Origin of the sequence: Arcobacter sp. CECT 8983, assembly GCF_004118855.1 — a bacterium.
Lineage (GTDB): Bacteria > Campylobacterota > Campylobacteria > Campylobacterales > Arcobacteraceae > Halarcobacter.
The window spans coordinates 791,125-808,772 of the sequence record NZ_PDKF01000004.1 but is presented as its reverse complement, the minus strand read 5'-3'; the positions used below and the strand labels follow the sequence as shown (position 1 = coordinate 808,772).

The following is a 17,648-nucleotide window of genomic DNA, read 5'->3' as shown; positions in this document are numbered from 1 at the left end:
TTTGTAAAACATCTAGCTTTTGCTAGATGTTTTGTATATTACTTTGTATTTTTTTCAGCTTCAGCTAAATCTCTTTTGATTTGATCCATGATTTTTTTATTAGAAGCACTCTTTGAAGCAAACGAGTCTTGTACTTTTTGTGCTGCTTTTTTAAATGCAGCTCTCTCTTCTTTTGTTAACATATTGATTTTATAATCAGGATTTGTTTTTACTATTCTTCCAATACCTATTGCATCAAGTTTTTGAGCCTCTTCAAGAATTACTTTTTGAGCATACTTAGCTGCTTCTTCAACTAACCTTTTATCTCTTTTACCTAATCCATCAAAGAAGTTCTTATTTGCACTAACTGATGCATTAAAGTGTCCATGTCCTGTATAAGTAAGTACTTTAGTTAATTCATCTAATCCATATGCTTCAATCCAAACTGTTGGATTTTCTTGTCCATCAACCATTCCAGTTTTAAGAGCACCAACTAAATCACCCCATGTCATTGGTTGAGGAGAAGCACCAAATGCTTCATAAGTTTCTACTAAAATAGGAGAACCTGGCATTACTCTCATTTTTTTACCCTTTAAATCATCAGGGCTTCTGAACTCTTCCATAGTTGTAACTGCCATTTCACCTTCTGGGAAAATCGCTAAAAGTTCTAATCCATGTTTATTAAAGATTTTTGGTAGCATTTCATTAACTACTTTAGAGTTTTTGAAAAAATAATCAAGCTCTTTTGTATCTGTTGGAAGAACATATGGTACTGTGAAAACATCCATTTGTGGAATTGTTCCACCCATATATCCTGTTGATTGACCAATAAACTGTAATAAACCAGCTTTTGCTTGCTCCATCATATCTGATTCTTCACCTAAAGAACCAACTTCATAAAGTTCAATCTTATGTCTTGAGTTATCTTCAATAAAATCTTTAAACGCAGTTGCATATATTCCTTGAGGATCACTTGTACCTTCACCAAAAGCATATTTCCACGTAGCTGCACTTAAACTTGTAGCGGCAAGCATACCTGCTAAAACCAGTCCTTTAAATTTTGTTAATTTCATTTTATCCCCTTTTGCGTTAAAATTACACTCCTAGTATGACAAATTTTAACTTATGTTACACAATTAAACTGGTTATTTTTTGTAATATTTCATATTTATAGTTTTTAAATTTAAGGAAACTTTTAATACATTTATTTCACATTTTATGATTTTAAGATACTTAAAGAACCCTTATTTAAGGAATCTTTTAAATAAATATTACATATAAAAAATTTTATGCTAAAATTACATTCTCTTAAAATTCATAAAAGGTTATATAATTAAAAAAACAGCTATTCTTACATTATTATTTTTATCTATGACAACTATGATGTCAAATGTTGCTATTGTAACAGCACTTCCTAGATTTCAAGACTATTTTAGTGATATAAAAAACATTGAGTTTTATTCAAGGTTAATGCTTACATTACCTTCAGTTATTATTGCCCTATTCTCACCGTTTTTAGGTCATCTGATTTTTAAGATTGGAAAAAAGAAATCAGCTATTTCAGCTTTAATTATTTTTGCATTAACTGGAAGTGCTGGATTATACTTAGAAAATGTAGAAATGTTCTTATTCTCAAGGTCACTTTTTGGAATAGCAATTGCAATACTTATGATTGTATCTACTTCTTTAGTTGGCGACTATTTTCAAGGAGAAGCAAGACACAAATTTATGGGCTATCAAAGTGCTTTTATGTCTATAGGAGGTGTTGTATTTGTTGTTGGTGGAGGATTTTTATCTGATATAAACTGGAGATTCCCTTTTGGAATATATTTGATTGGATTTTTACTTCTTCCAATGGTTATATACTTTTTAGTTGAAAAACATCAAGAAGATTTAAAACAAGAAGAAATAACTGTGGTTCCAACAAATCTTATTGGAATATATTTTTTAGGTTTTTTATATATGACAATTTTCTTTATTTTACCTACTCAACTTCCATTTTTAATAATAAATGAATTCCATGCAAGTGGAAAATTAACTGGTTCTATTATAGGTCTTGCATTTCTTTCTAATGGAATTGGAGCAATGTATTTTTCAAAATTTAAAAAGAAATATAGTTTTTCTACTATTTATTTAATTGCACTAACTATATGCGCAATAGGATTAACTGCTATTTCATTTGTCAATAATGTATATTTCTTCTTTCTAACTGGTATTTTACTTGGTTTTGGTGGAGGTCTTATGATGACAAATATCTCTGCTTGGATGTTAAGTAAAACAACATTTGAAAAAAGAGTTAAAGCCTCTGGATATCTAACAAGTTCAGTTTTTTTAGGACAATTTGCTTCACCAATAGTGTTTTATCCAGTAGTAAGAAATTTAGGAATTCATAACTTCTTTTTAGCAGTAGGGCTTGGTTTATTTGTAGTAATATTACTTGGGATTTTATATAAAAAGCTAGTTTAAAACCTAGCTTTTTATAAATATGCTCTAAGATAAGAGTTATCTATTAACTCTTTTTGATTAAGCTCTTTTGCAAATTGAAATACTAGATTTGCATTTCTTAAAAGTTCTCTTCCATAAGCTACGAAATCACAAACTTTATCTTGTAAAATAGCTTCTCCTTGTTTTGAAGTTGTTATTAATCCAACTGCAATCACAGGAATAGATATACTTTCTTTTATCTTTTTTGCATAATCACATTGATATAAAGCAGAAAGTTCTGGCATCAAATCTGGATCTTTTTGATTTCCTCCTGCTGAAACATGAATAGAATCAACTCCTATTTTTTTAAGCTCTTTTGATAAATAAAGAGAATCTTCAATATTCCAGCCATCTGTTTTCCATTCACTCGCTGAAATTCTAACTATTAAAGGTAAATCTATTTGCTCTTTTAAAAGTTTTGCAATCTCTAAAGTTAACCTACATCTATTTTCTAAACTTCCACCATAGATATCTTCTCTTTTGTTTGTTAAAGGAGATAAAAATTCACAAAGTAAATATCCATGGGCTGCATGAAGTTCTAAAATATCATAACCAGCTTCTTTTGCTCTTTTTGCAGAGTCTAAAAATAACTGTTTAACTAAAGCTATATGTTCTAAATCTAAAGACTGGGGAGTTTTAAATCCACCACTTGTATCAAAAGCTATTGAAGAAGGAGCTATAGGAGTTGTCTCTTTAACTAAACTCTTTCTTCCTGCATGGGCAAGTTGAATAGCTATTTTTGAACCAAACTCATGGGCTTGATCTACAAGTTGTTTATGTCCAGCAATTTGAGAATCTTCCCAAAGTCCTAAGTCATTATTAGAAATTCTTCCCCTTGCTTCAACTGCTGTTGCTTCAACAATAATTAAACCAACATTTCCCATTGCCCGTGAAGCATAATGAAAAGAGTGAAAAGGCATAATTTTTCCACTATTATCACTTTTATACATGCACATTGGAGGCATAACTACTTTATTTTTTAATTGACAATTTCCAATACTACTAGGACTTAAAAGTAAACTCATTATTGTACCTTCTGATGGCTATTTGATATATTCTACGATATCTTCTAATTTTTCTCTTTGTTGAGATGATTGTTCATTAATTCTATATCCAAATGGTAAAACTAATGATAATTGATATTTTGTTATATCTAATTCTAAAATCTTTTCAACATTCTCTTTTTCAAAACCTTCAATAGGACAAGAATCAATTCCTCTTACAGCTGCTGCTGTCATCATATTTGAAGCTGCTATATATGTTTGTTTTGAAGTCCAAGCATAGATATTTTCGTCAGTAGAAAGTGTTTCTTTTAAATGAGTAGCATAAAGATTTAAATAAAAATCTAATTTTTCTTGAGGCATCTCTCTTCTTCCAAATTTTCTTTTAGGCACACCAGATTCTGGTTTTACATTTTCAATTGCTGCAAGAATAATTACAAGATGAGAACAAGTAGTTATTTGAGGCTGATTCCAACATACTTCTTTTAACTTTTCTCTTAAATCATCATTTGTAATAACTAAAAATTTCCAAGGTTCCATCCCAAAAGAAGAACAAGATTTTCTACCAGCTTCTAAAATATATGTTAAATCCTCATCAGTAATCTTTTTTGTATCATCAAAAATTTTACAAGCATGTCTAAAATCCATAGCTTCCATAAATGTTTTTTCCATAATTATCCTTTTAATTTAATTTTATATATCAAAAAGCTTAGTCAATTCCAAGCTTTGCTTCTTTTAATTTTAGTTTTTCTAGTTTACTTTTTTTGTTAAATAGTATAACAGCTATTAGTGCTAATAAACAACCTATTACAGTAGAAGATACTATTTTCTCATTATATGCAAAATAACTTGAGATTATTGCACCAACTGGAACTATAAACATAAACACACCTGTATTGTGTGCACCAATTCTACTTGCACTTGCAAAAAATATTGCCATAGCAAAAGTTCCAGAGAATAACCCTACAAATAAAATATTTAACCAAAATACTGAGTCATATAATCCTATTTCAAAAGGATGATATGGTAAGGCAATAATCATATTTGTAAAAGAAGTTACACCAAAAATCACTAAAGTATAAAACATAGGGTCAACTCTTTTTGAAGCCTTTTGCGTTAGAACTGTAACAAAAGACCAAACAATAGCACAAATTAAGAAATATATACTATCAAGATTTAGAAAGTCTAATCCCTCCATTGGTATACGAAGTAAAATAATAGCTCCAAATACACCAATACCTAAAGCAAGTACTTGTTTTGCTGATACTTTTGTACCAAAAAGTAAAATAGATAAAAAATATGTAAGTAAAGGGACTAATGAGGTAACCATAGTTCCACCATATCCAGCTTCTCCATGGGCAAGTCCTGCAAAAAACAAGTAACTAAAAGCTGCACTTAATAATCCAGCTAAAATCATATAAAAATATCCTAAAAAGTCAGTTTTTAAAGTTTTTTTCATATAAATTATAACTGGTATCATTCCTATAAAAGAAATAGTATATCTCCAAAATGAAGCCACTTGTATATTTGAGTGTTCAACTGCTGCTTTTCCAGAAGTCCATGCAACTCCCCAAAGTAACATGGCTATTAACATACCAACAAAATATTTGGTTTTATTTTCTTCTTTTTTCATGAATATTTATACTTTTATATTTTTAAAAAAGAGATATCATCACTTTTTATAAATTGAACATCAAATGTTTCATCAACTACACATTCTCTTAATTTTGGTACATACTTTTTTACATGTTCAGATTCAAGGTGTAAATCAAGTAATTCCTGAGAACTCCATCTTTCAATAGTAATAAAAGTATCACCATCAATAAATGATTCATACTGTTCACAACCCTCTTCTTTTGTGGCATATTCATACTGTAAAATATTTGCTATTTCTCTTAATTCTGCATGTTTATTATTTTTTATTTTTGCTTTTACAATTGCAATAATCATATTAATATTCTTCTTTTTCTAATCTTTTTATATCCATATTTTCTAATTTACCATCTACAAATTTAACAAATTGTAAAAAATGTTCTTTCTCCATATGTTTATCTAAAAGTTTTGTATTTTCCCAAGTTTCAATAAAAGTAAAACTATTTTCATCATCTAAATTTTTATGTAAATCATATTGAAGACAACCCTCATCATGTTTATGAGTTGCTTCGTGTAATTTTAAAAGTTCACTATAAACTTCATCTTTAAATCCATCTTTTACTTTAATTGTTGCTACAATTACAACTTCTTTCATTATATTTCCTTTTTTAACTCTAAGTTTTTTATATTTTTAATACTACTTTCCCAATAACAGAGCCTTTTTCTATAAGATCATGGGCTTTTTTTACATCTTTTAAAGAAAATATGGAATCTACTTCAGGATCAATTATTCCTTCTTCAAATAATTTAACAACTTTAAGTAAATCTTCAAAATATATTTCAGGTTCTTCCATTTTTAATTTTGTTATGCTATACCAAGTAGGTTTAATTTCTGACTTTTCTAGCTCAACTAATTTTCCAATTACATTTGACAATTCTTCAGGTGAGATAACATTATCATTTGAAACTAAACTTGAAAAACCGTAAGCTACTAAAATACCACCTTTTTTTAGTACCTTTGAAGACTTTTTCCAATATTCTTCAGCTATAGGGTCAAATACAGCATCTATACCTTTTGGAGCTTCTTCTTTTAAAAAAGAGACAAAATCTGTACTTTTATAATTTATTGGAATAGCTCCTCTTTTTTTAACACTTTCAATTTTTTCTTTTGAAGAAACTGTAGCATAAGCTTTTATATCACTTAATCTCGCAAGTTCAAGTAAAGCAGTACCTACTCCACCAGCTCCACCATGAACTAAAATAGTAGAACCCTTTTTTACTTTAGCTATACGATGAAGTAACTGATATGCTGTCACATAATTTAAAGGTAAGGCAACTAATTTATTTGCATCTAAATTTTCTGAAACTTTTATTATGTTTTTAGCATCTGTAATAGCGAATTGTGCATAACCACCTAAGTTTAGATGTGACAATACTCTTTGTCCTACTTTCAAATCTTTTACGTCTTTTCCGACTTTATGAATGTGTCCAACTACATCTTTACCAAGAATAAAAGGTAAAGAAGGAAGATTTGGATAAGAGCCTTTTCTCATAAGAATATCTAAAAAAGCTATTCCACAATGACTAATTTTAATAATTACTTCATCAGAGTTAGGCTCATTTAACTTAAGAGTTGTCTGTTCCAAAACTTCGCTAGTACCAAAACTATTAATTTTAACTGCATTAAAATATTCCATAAAATTCCTTTTAGTCTTTAAATACAAAGCCTTGTTTTGTATAGTTTTCTTCAATTTTTCGAAAATAGATATTTTTATAATAACTTGCAGTTTGTTCACAATATGATTGTAAATAGTTCATATTATTATCTTCTCTAAATTTTTTCATCTGTTTTTCATATAATAAAACACCATCTTTTACTTTTTTATCATCGTACTTTTCTTCAAAAGCAAAGCTCTCAATTGGAATTCTAGGTTTTAAAGGAGCATCTTTAGCTTCTTTTGTAGGTACTCCAATAGTAGTTCCTACGATTGGAAATGTTTTTGGTGGAAGTCTTAATAACTCAATTATTGCAGCTGGCTGGTTTCTTACAGCACCAATTGCAGTTGTTCCATAACCAAGAGATTCTGCACTTATTTGTATAGCATTTAGCATAATTCCAGCATCAACAGCACCTACAAGTACACCCTCAGCTGATTTATCAATTTGATGTTCTGCTCCTGTTTGTTCTACTGCAAAAATAGTTCTATTAAAGTCAACACATATAAAAATAAATACATCAGCAATTGCAACTTGTTGTTGTCCAGAACAAAACTCTGCTATTTGTTTTATTTTTTCTTTATCTCTTGTATATACTAAAGATATTTGTTGTCCATTTATAGAAGTTGGACATCTTTGTGCTGTTTTTATAATAAGTTCTAAATCTTCATCTTTTACACTTTCACCTGTAAATTGTCTTATAGATTTTCTTGAACTAAGTTGTTTTATAATCTCATTCATAATTACTCCAATCTTCTATAAAAAATTGTTAATTAAAACTTTTTCAAATCTTGCTAGTTCTTTCTCTAAATCTAAATCACCTTTAAAAATATCATGTACAGCATAACTTTGCATTGGTGTCATTCCACAAAATTGGAAAATTTTATGTACAGCAACATGTGAATCATCTAATGATAGTCCATCAAAGAAACCTTTTTCATTATCAAACTCAGATTCTGGACAATTATATGTTAAAGACAACATATACTTACCTTTTAATAATCCACCACTTCCATAAGTTTTAGATGAATCTTCTCTACTTCTTCCATCTCCTGAGTAATGAACTCCTTGAGTTAAAACTTCATCAAAATATTTTTTTGCAATCCAAGGCATACTCATCCAATAAACTGGGTATTGAAAAATCACATAATCAGCCCAAACTAATTTTTCTGATTCTTCTTTAATGTCATATCCTTTTTCAATATGAGTAGTTTTTACATTAAAACCTTTATCTTCTAAAAATGAAGTAGCTGTATTTATATAATTATTCGTTAATTCACCCTTTGCAACAACATCATAATATTGGTGCCCATTTAATATCAAAACATTTTTCATAAAAAATCCTTGTTTATTTTTGAAAATTATATAGCTTGTTAACTTAATCTTACCTTACTTTACTTTAGGTAAGTAATGGAGTTTAATAATCCTTATGTTATAATAATCTCAATATTGAAAGGATTTAAATGTATTATATTAATAATAAAGAGTTTAGATGCTCAATTAACGTAACACTCGATATTTTTAATGACAGATGGAAATTATCTATAATTTGGCATTTATTAGAAAATGACAAAAGATTTAAAGACTTGCATGAAGAAATTTCAGAAATAACACAAAAAACTTTAACTGTTAAATTAAAAGAGCTAGAAGAAAAAAACATTATAAATAGAGAAGTGTTTCCAGAAGTTCCACCTAAGGTTGTTTACTCTTTAACTGATGCAGGTAAAAGATTAAAACCAGTATTACATGAAATGTTTGATTGGGGTGTAGAGTACGTAAATGAATACGGAAAAATCACAAAAGATAATATGTGTCATACAGAATCAAATAGAAAAAAATAGATGGAAAATTTTGCACTAATTGCTATTGCAATTATAGTAGGTTATGGTCTTCAAAAATTTAAAATCTTTCCTGAAGAAACTTCAATAATTTTAAATAAATATATAATCTATATTTCATTGCCTGCTATTATTTTATTGCAAGTTCCAAAGCTAACATTCTCATTTGACGTTCTTATTCCAACAATCATTGCTTGGCTTGTAATGGCAATTTCTGCTATTATTGTTTTAATTTTTTCTAAAATATTCTCATGGTCAAAAGAGATAACTGGAAGTTTACTTCTTGTATCTATTTTAACAAATAGTTCTATTATGGGTATTCCTATCATTGAATTATATTTAGGAGAACAAGCCCTTCCTTATGTTTTAATCTATGACCAACTAGGTACTTTTTTAGCCCTTGCTGCTTATGGTACTTTTATTACTGCTTATTACAGTACAACAGGCAATATAAAACCTAGAGTTATCATACAAAAAATATTAACTTTTCCTTCTTTTATAGCTTTAGTTATAGCCTTACTTCTTTTAGGACAAACTTTTCCTCCAATTATTACTGATGTTTTAACAAAGTTTGCAAATACTTTAGTTCCAGTTGCTCTTGTAGCAGTTGGGTTACAACTACAATTTAAACTTCCAAAAGATGATTTACTTCCACTTAGTATTGGTCTTATCATTAAATTAGTTATTGCACCATTAATTGCTTTTGGAATATGTATAGTTTTTGATTGGTATAATCTTGCAGGAAAAACTTCTATTTTTGAAGCTGGTATGGCACCAATGATTACAGCAGGAGCCGTGGCTTGTATGGCAAATTTAGCTCCAAGACTTAGCACTGCTATTGTAGGATATGGAATTATTTTTTCATTTATAACAACTTATTTCTTATCTTTAATTATTTTGTAACTATAAGTAAAATTTATTTATAAAAGTCAAAACTACATGTAAACTAAACATTAATATTGTATTATCATTAAAATTTTTTATATAGGAAATTAAATGATAAAAACAGCTAGAAATATCTTATTAGCACTTTCTCTAACTACAGGCTTAAGTGCAGCAGATAAACTATCACAAAAAGAGTTACAAGAGATTCAAGCTTTACCATTAATTAATATGGCACAAGTTGAAGTGAAAGATGGTACTGATTTTGGAAGCCTTTATGGTTTAAATGTAAAAGTAAAAGGAAGAATGGACACAATCTTCTTAACTAAAGACAAAAAATATTTACTTCCAGGAGATGCTATCAACACTCAAAATGGGCAACAATTACAATTACCAGTTGATATCTCACCAACACTTGGAAAAGAAGCCTTTACTTATGGAACAGGAAATGATGAATATGTACTTTTTACAGACCCTGAATGTCCTTATTGCAAAAAATTTGAATCATATTTCTCTCAAATAGAAGATAAAGTTAAAATTAGAGTATTCTTTTTCCCTTTATCTTTCCATAAAAATGCAAGGGATATTTCACTTTATATTATGAGTCAAGACTCTTATAAAGATAAAAAAGATGCAATGATTAATACTACAAAAGATACAGAAGCATTTAAAAATAGAAAAATCGACTCTAAAGAGTTAGCTAAACTTGAAGAAAAATTAGATGAACAAATGAGTATTGCAAGAAAACTTGGAATCAGCGGAACACCATCTTTATTTGATAAAAATGGTAATAAAATAATCTGGGCACAAATGCTACAAAATTATGGAGTTACTGTAGAATAAGAAATTAAACTATAGAAGATTTTCTTCTGTAGTTTAATATTTTTTACTCAACTTCACAAATATCAATTGCAAGCCTCAAAAAAGCAGTTAAACAAATATTCTCTTCTGATAAATTTTTAGGTACATTTTCTTTAATCTCATCCAATGCTTTTTTAAAGCCTTTATAAAACTCAAAACTAGGTTTTGGTTTATACTTTAAATCTTTTAGCTCTAAATAACTTATTATATTTTTAGCTGTTGTAGGTTTTATAAAGTACTCTTCTTTTCTATTCATATAATATGGAACTAAAGAGATTAAAGTCCACTTTGCAAGGCTATATTGACTAAGGATTTCTACAAGTGAAGCATATCCTTCTTTTTTATTTCCATGCAATAAATCATATAAAGCAATACTAAACATATCTTTTTCATATAATCCCATATCTTTTATTGCATCTTTTAATTTCATTTTGTCATAAAAAGAGACAACTACTGATTTTGAAACTATCTTAATAAAATTTCCGCAGACTACATCAGGTTGAGAAAAATTATCTTTATGAAAATAATCTTTTGAAAGTTCTTCTAATTTTGAAGGGTTAAACTTTTTCATTATTTTTAAAAGCCTTTCATCTTCAAAAGCCTTTGGATATTCATCAAAAAACTCTGCTTCTAAATCTTTTAATTTTTCTATATTCATTTTATTTTCCATAATTAATATCTACATAAATATCTAAGTAAAAGTGATTATAATAAAATATCCTAAATCTAAAAATAAATTTTAAACTATTGACAAAAAATATTTGATTTTTGTATGATTAGTCTATGAAAAATACAGAAAACATAGAAGAATTTTATCAAAGAAACAAATTAGAATATATTCCAAAAGAGTTAAAAAATGATATTGGTCATTTTAATATTTTCAAAAGAGGCAATTCAAAAACAAAGCCTATCTCTTTTAACAGACGAGATTTTTTTAAAATCACCCTTTTAAAAGGGAAAATCAAAGTTGATTATGCCGATAAAAGTTTTATAAGTGAAAAATATGCTTTGATGTTCTCTGATCCTTTAGTTCCATACAGTTGGGAACCTTTGGATGAGAACCAAAGTGGTTGTTTTTGTATCTTTACAGAGACTTTTTTTCATAAGTATGGTTCCCTAAGACAGTACCCTGTTTTCCAAGCAAATCAAAATAAGCTCTTTATTCTAAATGAAAATTCTTTAAAAGATGTGGAAGAGATATTTGAAAAAATGTTTGAAGAGATAAATTCAGAGTATGCTTATAAATACGATGTTTTAAGAAACCTTTGTTTTGAACTGATTCATTATGCTATGAAGATGCAACCAGCTCTTACAAGCAATCTTAAAAACGAAGATCGTGCTACAAAAATTGCAACTCTTTTTACTGAACTACTTGAAAGACAGTTTCCTATAGAATCACCTTATCAAAGATTTGAACTACGAAGTGCCAACGATTTTGCTCAAAATTTAAATATACATACCAATCATTTAAATAAAGTCTTAAAAGAGATTACAGGAAAAACAACCTCTAAACTTATCTCAAACAGAGTTTTACAAGAGGCAAAAATACTGCTTAAACATACCCCGTGGTCTATTTCTGATATTGCTTTTAGTTTAGGCTTTGAAGAGCCACCACATTTTATAAACTTTTTTAAAAAAAGAATAAAAACTACACCTAAAAAATACAGAGATTTGTAAATATTTGATTTTTACAATTTTTTGATTGAATATAGTATAAACTTTTTTTCACTTATAAGTTAATATTTTCTTATCTATTTTAAGGAGATATTAACATGAAATACAACAACTTAAGTAATACAGGACTATTAGTATCAGAGCTTTGTTTAGGCACAATGACTTTTGGTGGAAACAGAGGTGGCTTTTGGGAACATATAGGAAAAGCAAATCAAGAAGAGGTAAATAATATTGTAAAAACTGCTTTTGAAAGTGGAATCAACTTCATTGATACTGCAAATATCTACTCATATGGAGAAGCAGAACAACTTTTAGGACAAGCATTACAAGACTTAAATATCCCACGAGATGAAGTGGTTATTGCTACAAAAGTAAGAAGTATGATGAAAGAAAAACCCAACCATTCTGGGCTTTCACGATACCATATTTTTAACTCTTTAGAAGATAGTTTAAAAAGACTGCAAATGAATCATGTGGATATTTTATATGTTCATGGAACAGACAGCACTACAGATATAGAAGAGATAATGCGTTCACTAAATGATGTAGTTGAAAGTGGCAAAGTAAGATACTTAGGTGTTTGTAACTGGCCAGCTTGGATGGTGATGAAAGCCAATGCAATAGCTTCAAAAAATGCTTGGCATAAATTTGTAGCTTTACAATACCACTATTCTCTTTCTGCTAGAGATATTGAAAGAGAGTTAATCCCTTTAGCTTTAGATGAAAACCTATCAATTATGCCTTGGAGTCCTTTAAGTGGTGGTTTTTTAAGTGGAAAATATACAAAAGAAGAAAAAACTACAGATTCAAGAAGAGAAAACTTTGATTTTCCACCACTAAATAAAGATAAAAGCTATGAGATTATTGATGTTTTAAAAGAAATTGCTAAAGTACACCAAGTATCTGTTGCTCAAATAGCTTTAGCTTGGGTAGAGGCTCAAAAAGCAATTACAAGTACAATCATTGGTGCAAAAAAAGTAGAACAACTTAAAGATAATGTTGAATCAACAAATATCATTTTAAGTGAAACAGAACTTGAAAACTTAGATGAAATTAGTGCTTTAAATAAAGAGTATCCACAGTGGATGGTTGAAAGATTTAAAGATATAGATGGGAAATAAATACTAAAAAGTCCAAAATTTTGGGCTTTTTAGTTTACTGCTTTTGAAGTATCATAACATAATTTATAATAACTATTATTATTAAACTCAAACTCTTTTACTACTTGAAGTCCAAGTTTTCTTGTGTGAGCTTCAAATGACCTAGTATTTATCTTGTTTATAAAGGTTACTAATATAGGATATTTTTTATTCATCTGTTCTCTTGCAAAATTAAATATTTTTTTTAATACTTCTGTCCCTCTTACACTTTTGTCCACACAAACTGGTCCATATTGATATGAGTTATCTACACTTAATGTAACACCTTGAAATTTAACATTTGGTAAATCTTTTATCATATGTACAAACATAGGCCATGCTGACCAATATGCCCAAGATGCTGCCATAACATAAGCAACAATCTCTTTATCTTTGATAGCAACAAATAAACCTTTTTCATCTTCAATTAAAGCTGTCAACTGTTCTTTGGTAAAAGCTGTTGTTATAAATCCATCTTTTTTATCCTCTTCATTTATAGTATCAACTTGATAACGTGAATGAAGTTTTAAAATCTCATCTATATCATCTAAGGTTGCTAATCTACACTCTATCATCTATTTTCCTTCATACTTAAAATTGTTTCTTTATCTATATTATAAGCTCTTTTTTCAAGGTAATCTAAAACCATTTCATATCTATCTTGAGATAAGTTCTGCCCTACTTTTAGTTTTCCTGTTATATTTTCAATATTAAACCTAAAAACTTCTGTTGCATTTATCATTTTAGTATAAACCTCTTGGTTCAATGGTTTATATTTTCCTTCTGGTTGAAGCTTTTTCATCAAAAGAGATAATGCTCTTACTTTTTCATCATAATCTTCAACTATAAAAATTTGTCCACTTGCACAAACTGATCTAAAAAATTGTGTAGCAGGACAAGCTAACTCATCATTGCTACTAAAATATGATTGTATTAAAGAGTAAGGCAAAGCAATACTAAAAGCAGCATAAGAGTTTGAGACAATAAACTCTTTTTTCTTACCTTTTTTTGCTCCATGAAAATATACAACATTTCCATCATGGACAAAATTTACAGGTACACTATAGGGTTTATTATCGCAAGCAAGTGCCAATGTTGCATATTCACTGCTATTTAAAATCTCTTCAATAATCTCTTTGTTTTTTATTTCAAATTCACTTTTTCTCATCTATGTTTCCTATTTTACTTCCAACCTACTACTTATAGCTAATATATTTAAAGCATTTATTACAAGTGCTAACCATTCAACTGCCAAAATTTCCTTTTTTGTTAAAACTTCTTTTGCTTTTTCATAAAGAGTATCTGGAATATGTGTATCTTTGATATAACAAATTGCCTCAACTAATTCTAAACTTACTCTTTCTTTTTCATTAAAATATTCGGTTTCTCTCCAAGCTGGAAGTACACTTACTCTTTCTATAGTTTCACCTGCATCTAAAGAATCTTTTGTATGCAGTCTTACACAAAAAGCACAACCATTTATTTGTGAAGCTCTAAGTAATAATAGATGACTAAATCCTTCATTTATATTTGCATCTTTTATCAAAGCTTGCATATCATGCTTTAAAGATATTAATTTATCATACATATGTGGTGCTTCTTTTCCTAGATTTATTCTTTTATCCATTTTATATCCTTTGCTTTTTATTAAGTTGTTTTACGTATAATATCAATAAATTGTACTTACTACAAGATACAAATTATAATTTTTTTATGGAGACAGTTTTGTATAATATAGATTCAAAATTAAAAAAACCAATCTATCTTCAACTCTATGAAGAGATAAAAAAAGATATTCAAACAAATCTAAAAGCTGGAGAAAAACTGCCTTCTATTAGAAAAATGACCACAGATTATAAAATTAGTAAAAATACTGTACAAACAGCTTATAATCAGCTTTTTGCAGAGGGTTATATAGAGAGTATTCCTCAAAGTGGATATTTTGTAAGTGAAAATCTTTATGATAGTTTTAAAAAAGAAAATGAAATTGAAGTAGAAGATAAAACAACAGATAATATTGTCAAATATGACTTTTTTCCAGCTTGTTTAAGTGCTGATACTTTTCCAAAAAAGACTTGGTTAAGACTTTATAATAAAGTTTTAAAAAGCTCTTTAAATCTTGGGATATATCACAACAATCAAGGTGATATTGAACTTAGAGAACAAATTACAAAATATCTTAAAAGTTCAAGGAGTGTAAACTGTACAGTTGATAATATTGTTCTTACAAGTGGTTTTGCAGATTCTATGTTTATCGTTTCAAAAATATTAAAAGATGAAATTAAAAAAATTGCGTTTGAAACTCCAAGTTATAGAGTTGCCAAAAAAGTTTTTGAACAACATAATTTTGAGATTGAAGAGATAGAAGTACAACAAAATGGTATAAATCTAAATCAATTAAAAAAATCCAATGCAAAACTTCTATATCTAACGCCATCCCATCAATACTTTTTTGGAGTGACAACTCCTATTGCAAATAGAATTGAAATAATAAATTGGGCAAAAGATAATAACTCTTATATCATTGAAGATGATTATGATAGTGAATTAAGTTACAACAATAGACCAATTCCAGCTATGCAAGGTATAAATAACAATGAACAAGTAATATATACAGGAACTTTTTCTAAATCATTTTCCCCTTCAATTAGAGTTGCTTATTTAGTTTTACCTACTAAATTATTAAAAAGGTACAAAAAAGAGTTTGATTATCATTTTTCAAATATTCCTATTGATATACAAAAAACTCTTGCTTTATTTATAAAAGAAGGATTTTGGGAAAGACACTTAAGAAAAGTAAGAACTCAAAATAAAAAGAAACATGATATTATGAAAAATTTTTTATATTCAAAAATGATAGATGAAATTGAGATTTTAAGAGAAGGAAGTGGACTAAATATTTTAATAAAACCAATAATAAATATAGATTTAGAAATATTAAAAAAAGAAGCACAAAACAAGTATATGAAATTGTATTTAAGAAATTTAAATACAAAAGAAGAAGTTTTATCTATGGGATTTGGAGGTTTTAAAGAGAATGATTTAAAAAAAGCACTTGAGATATTTTATACTCTTTGGCAAGAACAAAAGAGTAAAAGTAATTTATATAAACTTTGATTATTAAAGCTTTTGATACAATTGCAACATTATAAATTCTATCAAATAATTTATAAAATATTTAATTTTCTAGGAGAAAATAGTATGAGGACGTTAGAAAACTTTTTAGCTAGAGTTTTAAGTGATGATATGGGAAAACTAATTCTAAGATTAAATCTTGGTATTCTAATGCTTTTTCATGGAATAAGTAAATTAGAAAAAGGAATTGAAGGTATTAAATTTCTAGTTACTAAAAACGGATTTCCTGAATTCTTAGCTTATGGCGTTTATATTGGAGAATTAATAGTTCCTATTCTAATAATCATTGGACTATATACAAGAATTAATAGTTTTATATATGCAGCAACAATGATTTTTGCAATTTATTTAGCTCATTTTTCAGATATTTTTGTAATAAATTCAAAAACAGGTGGTCTTTTAATCGAAACTCCACTTTTATTTATGTTAGGAGCTATTGCTTTAATGTTCTTAGGTGCTGGAAAAATCAGCGTAGATAAAAGATAATCTATATTAAAGTACCATTTTATTTAAAATGGTACTTAGCTATGATAAACTTCAAATTGATTGTCTTTTTCTTTTAATTGAACTCTTTTTTTTAAAGAATCTTGAAAGGGTTTTCCTAAATATTTAGATTCAATAGCTTTTTTTGCTAAACTTATATCAATATCAACATTTAGCATAAGCTTATTTAAAATACTAATAGTTAAATCATCTTCTACTCTTTCTATAAGTTCAAACATATCATTCTTACTAATTACACCCTCTTTTATAACTTTTGCATACCACCCAGTTAAACCACTATTGAAAATAAATTTTGTCATCTCTTTTTTATTTGTATTTGCACTTAATTTCCAACAAGGTTGTCTTGGTTGAGTTATTTGTATTATTGTTTCTCCAATTTTATAGATATCACCTATACAAACATCTTCTTCACTTATATTAGATAAAACTATATTTTCTCCAAAATGTGATACCTCATCTATTTTATAATTAGTATTACAATCTTTATTTATCTTTTTATATGTCAAATTTGAAAATAAAAACAGAGCTTTATTCTCTCCACCATGATGATTTAAATCTGCTTGTTCATCTTCTAAAAACCCTGTTTTAGATAGATATGCTTTTTCTACTGGATATTTTTTTATACCAGATACTAATTCTTTTCTTTTTTGATTTTCTAATTTTGTTGTAGTTACTTTCCCTACTTTTATAAAAAGTACTTTTGCATTATTTTCCATTCAATAATCCTTTGGTCAGCTTAAAAAGTATTATATCAAAATTCTAAATAACAATATTTTATATCTAAAGTTTTACTGCTTTAATGAAAAAGAGATTTCAATTGCTGTAAAATCATTGGCTAAACA

General features: G+C 27.9%; 22 protein-coding genes. 8 read left to right on the top strand and 14 right to left on the bottom strand.

Annotation, left to right across the window (positions count from 1 at the left end; all coding sequences use genetic code 11):
• Positions 1 to 38: 38 nt before the first annotated feature.
• Positions 39 to 1,052 (bottom strand): TRAP transporter substrate-binding protein DctP, encoded by a 1,014-nt coding sequence (gene dctP, locus CRV01_RS07010; RefSeq protein WP_129007462.1) that lies wholly within the window; start codon positions 1,050 to 1,052, stop codon positions 39 to 41.
• Between the two features lie 229 nt (positions 1,053 to 1,281).
• Here dctP and CRV01_RS07005 point away from each other — a divergent pair, with 229 nt between their 5' ends.
• Positions 1,282 to 2,445 (top strand): MFS transporter, encoded by a 1,164-nt coding sequence (locus tag CRV01_RS07005; RefSeq protein WP_375234261.1) that lies wholly within the window; start codon positions 1,282 to 1,284, stop codon positions 2,443 to 2,445.
• An 11-nt stretch (positions 2,446 to 2,456) separates the two neighbouring features.
• On the opposite strand, the gene CRV01_RS07000 is transcribed toward CRV01_RS07005, so the two are convergent.
• The 8 genes from CRV01_RS07000 to CRV01_RS06965 are packed head-to-tail and all read right to left on the bottom strand — an operon-like array spanning position 2,457 to position 8,108.
• A complete protein-coding gene (locus CRV01_RS07000) occupies positions 2,457 to 3,488 on the bottom strand; it encodes an NADH:flavin oxidoreductase/NADH oxidase (RefSeq protein WP_129007460.1) in 1,032 nt (343 codons plus the stop codon).
• Between the two features lie 18 nt (positions 3,489 to 3,506).
• On the bottom strand, positions 3,507 to 4,136 hold the full coding sequence (locus CRV01_RS06995) for an NAD(P)H-dependent oxidoreductase (RefSeq protein WP_129007459.1): 630 nt from the start codon (positions 4,134 to 4,136) through the stop codon (positions 3,507 to 3,509).
• 37 nt (positions 4,137 to 4,173) lie between these two features.
• A complete protein-coding gene (locus tag CRV01_RS06990) occupies positions 4,174 to 5,097 on the bottom strand; it encodes a DMT family transporter (RefSeq protein WP_129007458.1) in 924 nt (307 codons plus the stop codon).
• A 14-nt stretch (positions 5,098 to 5,111) separates the two neighbouring features.
• Positions 5,112 to 5,414 carry a putative quinol monooxygenase gene (locus tag CRV01_RS06985; protein WP_129007457.1) on the bottom strand — a complete coding sequence of 101 codons (303 nt, stop codon included), beginning with the start codon at positions 5,412 to 5,414 and terminating at the stop codon, positions 5,112 to 5,114.
• Between the two features lies 1 nt (position 5,415).
• Positions 5,416 to 5,712, bottom strand: coding sequence for a putative quinol monooxygenase (locus CRV01_RS06980; RefSeq protein ID WP_129007456.1), 297 nt, complete (start codon positions 5,710 to 5,712; stop codon positions 5,416 to 5,418).
• Between the two features lie 28 nt (positions 5,713 to 5,740).
• Positions 5,741 to 6,754, bottom strand: a complete 1,014-nt coding sequence (locus CRV01_RS06975; protein ID WP_129007455.1) for a zinc-binding dehydrogenase — start codon at positions 6,752 to 6,754, stop codon at positions 5,741 to 5,743.
• Between the two features lie 10 nt (positions 6,755 to 6,764).
• Positions 6,765 to 7,514: a nitroreductase family protein gene (locus CRV01_RS06970; RefSeq protein ID WP_129007454.1), complete on the bottom strand. Its 750-nt coding sequence runs from the start codon at positions 7,512 to 7,514 to the stop codon at positions 6,765 to 6,767.
• 15 nt (positions 7,515 to 7,529) lie between these two features.
• Positions 7,530 to 8,108: an NAD(P)H-dependent oxidoreductase gene (locus tag CRV01_RS06965; RefSeq protein WP_129007453.1), complete on the bottom strand. Its 579-nt coding sequence runs from the start codon at positions 8,106 to 8,108 to the stop codon at positions 7,530 to 7,532.
• A gap of 128 nt (positions 8,109 to 8,236) precedes the next feature.
• Here CRV01_RS06965 and CRV01_RS06960 point away from each other — a divergent pair, with 128 nt between their 5' ends.
• The 3 genes from CRV01_RS06960 to CRV01_RS06950 all read left to right on the top strand — a co-directional run bounded on the left by CRV01_RS06960 (position 8,237) and on the right by CRV01_RS06950 (position 10,336).
• Entirely contained in the window at positions 8,237 to 8,614 is a 378-nt protein-coding gene (locus CRV01_RS06960; RefSeq protein ID WP_129007452.1) for a helix-turn-helix domain-containing protein, read from the top strand.
• On the top strand, positions 8,615 to 9,514 hold the full coding sequence (locus CRV01_RS06955) for an AEC family transporter (protein ID WP_129007451.1): 900 nt from the start codon (positions 8,615 to 8,617) through the stop codon (positions 9,512 to 9,514). It begins immediately after the preceding gene.
• Between the two features lie 93 nt (positions 9,515 to 9,607).
• Entirely contained in the window at positions 9,608 to 10,336 is a 729-nt protein-coding gene (locus tag CRV01_RS06950) for a DsbC family protein (protein WP_129007450.1), read from the top strand.
• A 43-nt stretch (positions 10,337 to 10,379) separates the two neighbouring features.
• Here CRV01_RS06950 and CRV01_RS06945 read toward each other — a convergent pair whose 3' ends face one another.
• Entirely contained in the window at positions 10,380 to 11,012 is a 633-nt protein-coding gene (locus tag CRV01_RS06945; protein ID WP_129007449.1) for a hypothetical protein, read from the bottom strand.
• A gap of 125 nt (positions 11,013 to 11,137) precedes the next feature.
• Between CRV01_RS06945 and CRV01_RS06940 the strand changes: the two genes are divergently transcribed.
• Together CRV01_RS06940 and CRV01_RS06935 are read left to right on the top strand one after the other, a co-directional pair.
• Positions 11,138 to 12,031 carry an AraC family transcriptional regulator gene (locus CRV01_RS06940; RefSeq protein ID WP_129007448.1) on the top strand — a complete coding sequence of 298 codons (894 nt, stop codon included), beginning with the start codon at positions 11,138 to 11,140 and terminating at the stop codon, positions 12,029 to 12,031.
• Positions 12,032 to 12,126: 95 nt separating this feature from the next.
• Positions 12,127 to 13,149 (top strand): aldo/keto reductase, encoded by a 1,023-nt coding sequence (locus CRV01_RS06935; RefSeq protein WP_129007447.1) that lies wholly within the window; start codon positions 12,127 to 12,129, stop codon positions 13,147 to 13,149.
• A 29-nt stretch (positions 13,150 to 13,178) separates the two neighbouring features.
• On the opposite strand, the gene CRV01_RS06930 is transcribed toward CRV01_RS06935, so the two are convergent.
• The 3 genes from CRV01_RS06930 to CRV01_RS06920 are packed head-to-tail and all read right to left on the bottom strand — an operon-like array spanning position 13,179 to position 14,794.
• Positions 13,179 to 13,742 carry a GNAT family N-acetyltransferase gene (locus tag CRV01_RS06930; RefSeq protein ID WP_258238342.1) on the bottom strand — a complete coding sequence of 188 codons (564 nt, stop codon included), beginning with the start codon at positions 13,740 to 13,742 and terminating at the stop codon, positions 13,179 to 13,181.
• Complete coding sequence (locus CRV01_RS06925) at positions 13,739 to 14,335, bottom strand: pyridoxamine 5'-phosphate oxidase family protein (RefSeq protein WP_129007446.1); 597 nt, start codon at positions 14,333 to 14,335, stop codon at positions 13,739 to 13,741. Before CRV01_RS06925 ends, CRV01_RS06930 begins: the two co-directional genes overlap by 4 nt.
• A 9-nt stretch (positions 14,336 to 14,344) precedes the next feature.
• The gene (locus tag CRV01_RS06920; protein WP_129007445.1) at positions 14,345 to 14,794 is read right to left on the bottom strand and encodes a carboxymuconolactone decarboxylase family protein; all 450 of its coding nucleotides are present in this window, start codon (positions 14,792 to 14,794) and stop codon (positions 14,345 to 14,347) included.
• Between the two features lie 98 nt (positions 14,795 to 14,892).
• Here CRV01_RS06920 and CRV01_RS06915 point away from each other — a divergent pair, with 98 nt between their 5' ends.
• On the top strand, positions 14,893 to 16,284 hold the full coding sequence (locus CRV01_RS06915) for a PLP-dependent aminotransferase family protein (RefSeq protein ID WP_258238341.1): 1,392 nt from the start codon (positions 14,893 to 14,895) through the stop codon (positions 16,282 to 16,284).
• An 84-nt stretch (positions 16,285 to 16,368) separates the two neighbouring features.
• The gene (locus CRV01_RS06910; RefSeq protein WP_129007443.1) at positions 16,369 to 16,788 is read left to right on the top strand and encodes a DoxX family protein; all 420 of its coding nucleotides are present in this window, start codon (positions 16,369 to 16,371) and stop codon (positions 16,786 to 16,788) included.
• A 35-nt stretch (positions 16,789 to 16,823) separates the two neighbouring features.
• Here the strand turns inward: CRV01_RS06910 and CRV01_RS06905 are convergent, their stop codons facing one another.
• On the bottom strand, positions 16,824 to 17,522 hold the full coding sequence (locus CRV01_RS06905; RefSeq protein ID WP_129007442.1) for an MOSC domain-containing protein: 699 nt from the start codon (positions 17,520 to 17,522) through the stop codon (positions 16,824 to 16,826).
• Positions 17,523 to 17,648: the final 126 nt, after the last annotated feature.

What these genes read in the sequence shown, in the direction of transcription:
- dctP (WP_129007462.1), bottom strand. Translation starts at nt 1,052, where the DNA reads ATGAAATTAACAAAATTTAAAGGACTGGTTTTAGCAGGTATGCTTGCC.
- CRV01_RS07000 (WP_129007460.1), bottom strand. Translation starts at nt 3,488, where the DNA reads ATGAGTTTACTTTTAAGTCCTAGTAGTATTGGAAATTGTCAATTAAAA.
- CRV01_RS06995 (WP_129007459.1), bottom strand. Translation starts at nt 4,136, where the DNA reads ATGGAAAAAACATTTATGGAAGCTATGGATTTTAGACATGCTTGTAAA.
- CRV01_RS06990 (WP_129007458.1), bottom strand. Translation starts at nt 5,097, where the DNA reads ATGAAAAAAGAAGAAAATAAAACCAAATATTTTGTTGGTATGTTAATA.
- CRV01_RS06985 (WP_129007457.1), bottom strand. Translation starts at nt 5,414, where the DNA reads ATGATTATTGCAATTGTAAAAGCAAAAATAAAAAATAATAAACATGCA.
- CRV01_RS06980 (WP_129007456.1), bottom strand. Translation starts at nt 5,712, where the DNA reads ATGAAAGAAGTTGTAATTGTAGCAACAATTAAAGTAAAAGATGGATTT.
- CRV01_RS06975 (WP_129007455.1), bottom strand. Translation starts at nt 6,754, where the DNA reads ATGGAATATTTTAATGCAGTTAAAATTAATAGTTTTGGTACTAGCGAA.
- CRV01_RS06970 (WP_129007454.1), bottom strand. Translation starts at nt 7,514, where the DNA reads ATGAATGAGATTATAAAACAACTTAGTTCAAGAAAATCTATAAGACAA.
- CRV01_RS06965 (WP_129007453.1), bottom strand. Translation starts at nt 8,108, where the DNA reads ATGAAAAATGTTTTGATATTAAATGGGCACCAATATTATGATGTTGTT.
- CRV01_RS06960 (WP_129007452.1), top strand. Translation starts at nt 8,237, where the DNA reads ATGTATTATATTAATAATAAAGAGTTTAGATGCTCAATTAACGTAACA.
- CRV01_RS06955 (WP_129007451.1), top strand. Translation starts at nt 8,615, where the DNA reads ATGGAAAATTTTGCACTAATTGCTATTGCAATTATAGTAGGTTATGGT.
- CRV01_RS06950 (WP_129007450.1), top strand. Translation starts at nt 9,608, where the DNA reads ATGATAAAAACAGCTAGAAATATCTTATTAGCACTTTCTCTAACTACA.
- CRV01_RS06945 (WP_129007449.1), bottom strand. Translation starts at nt 11,012, where the DNA reads ATGAATATAGAAAAATTAAAAGATTTAGAAGCAGAGTTTTTTGATGAA.
- CRV01_RS06940 (WP_129007448.1), top strand. Translation starts at nt 11,138, where the DNA reads ATGAAAAATACAGAAAACATAGAAGAATTTTATCAAAGAAACAAATTA.
- CRV01_RS06935 (WP_129007447.1), top strand. Translation starts at nt 12,127, where the DNA reads ATGAAATACAACAACTTAAGTAATACAGGACTATTAGTATCAGAGCTT.
- CRV01_RS06930 (WP_258238342.1), bottom strand. Translation starts at nt 13,742, where the DNA reads ATGATAGAGTGTAGATTAGCAACCTTAGATGATATAGATGAGATTTTA.
- CRV01_RS06925 (WP_129007446.1), bottom strand. Translation starts at nt 14,335, where the DNA reads ATGAGAAAAAGTGAATTTGAAATAAAAAACAAAGAGATTATTGAAGAG.
- CRV01_RS06920 (WP_129007445.1), bottom strand. Translation starts at nt 14,794, where the DNA reads ATGGATAAAAGAATAAATCTAGGAAAAGAAGCACCACATATGTATGAT.
- CRV01_RS06910 (WP_129007443.1), top strand. Translation starts at nt 16,369, where the DNA reads ATGAGGACGTTAGAAAACTTTTTAGCTAGAGTTTTAAGTGATGATATG.
- CRV01_RS06905 (WP_129007442.1), bottom strand. Translation starts at nt 17,522, where the DNA reads ATGGAAAATAATGCAAAAGTACTTTTTATAAAAGTAGGGAAAGTAACT.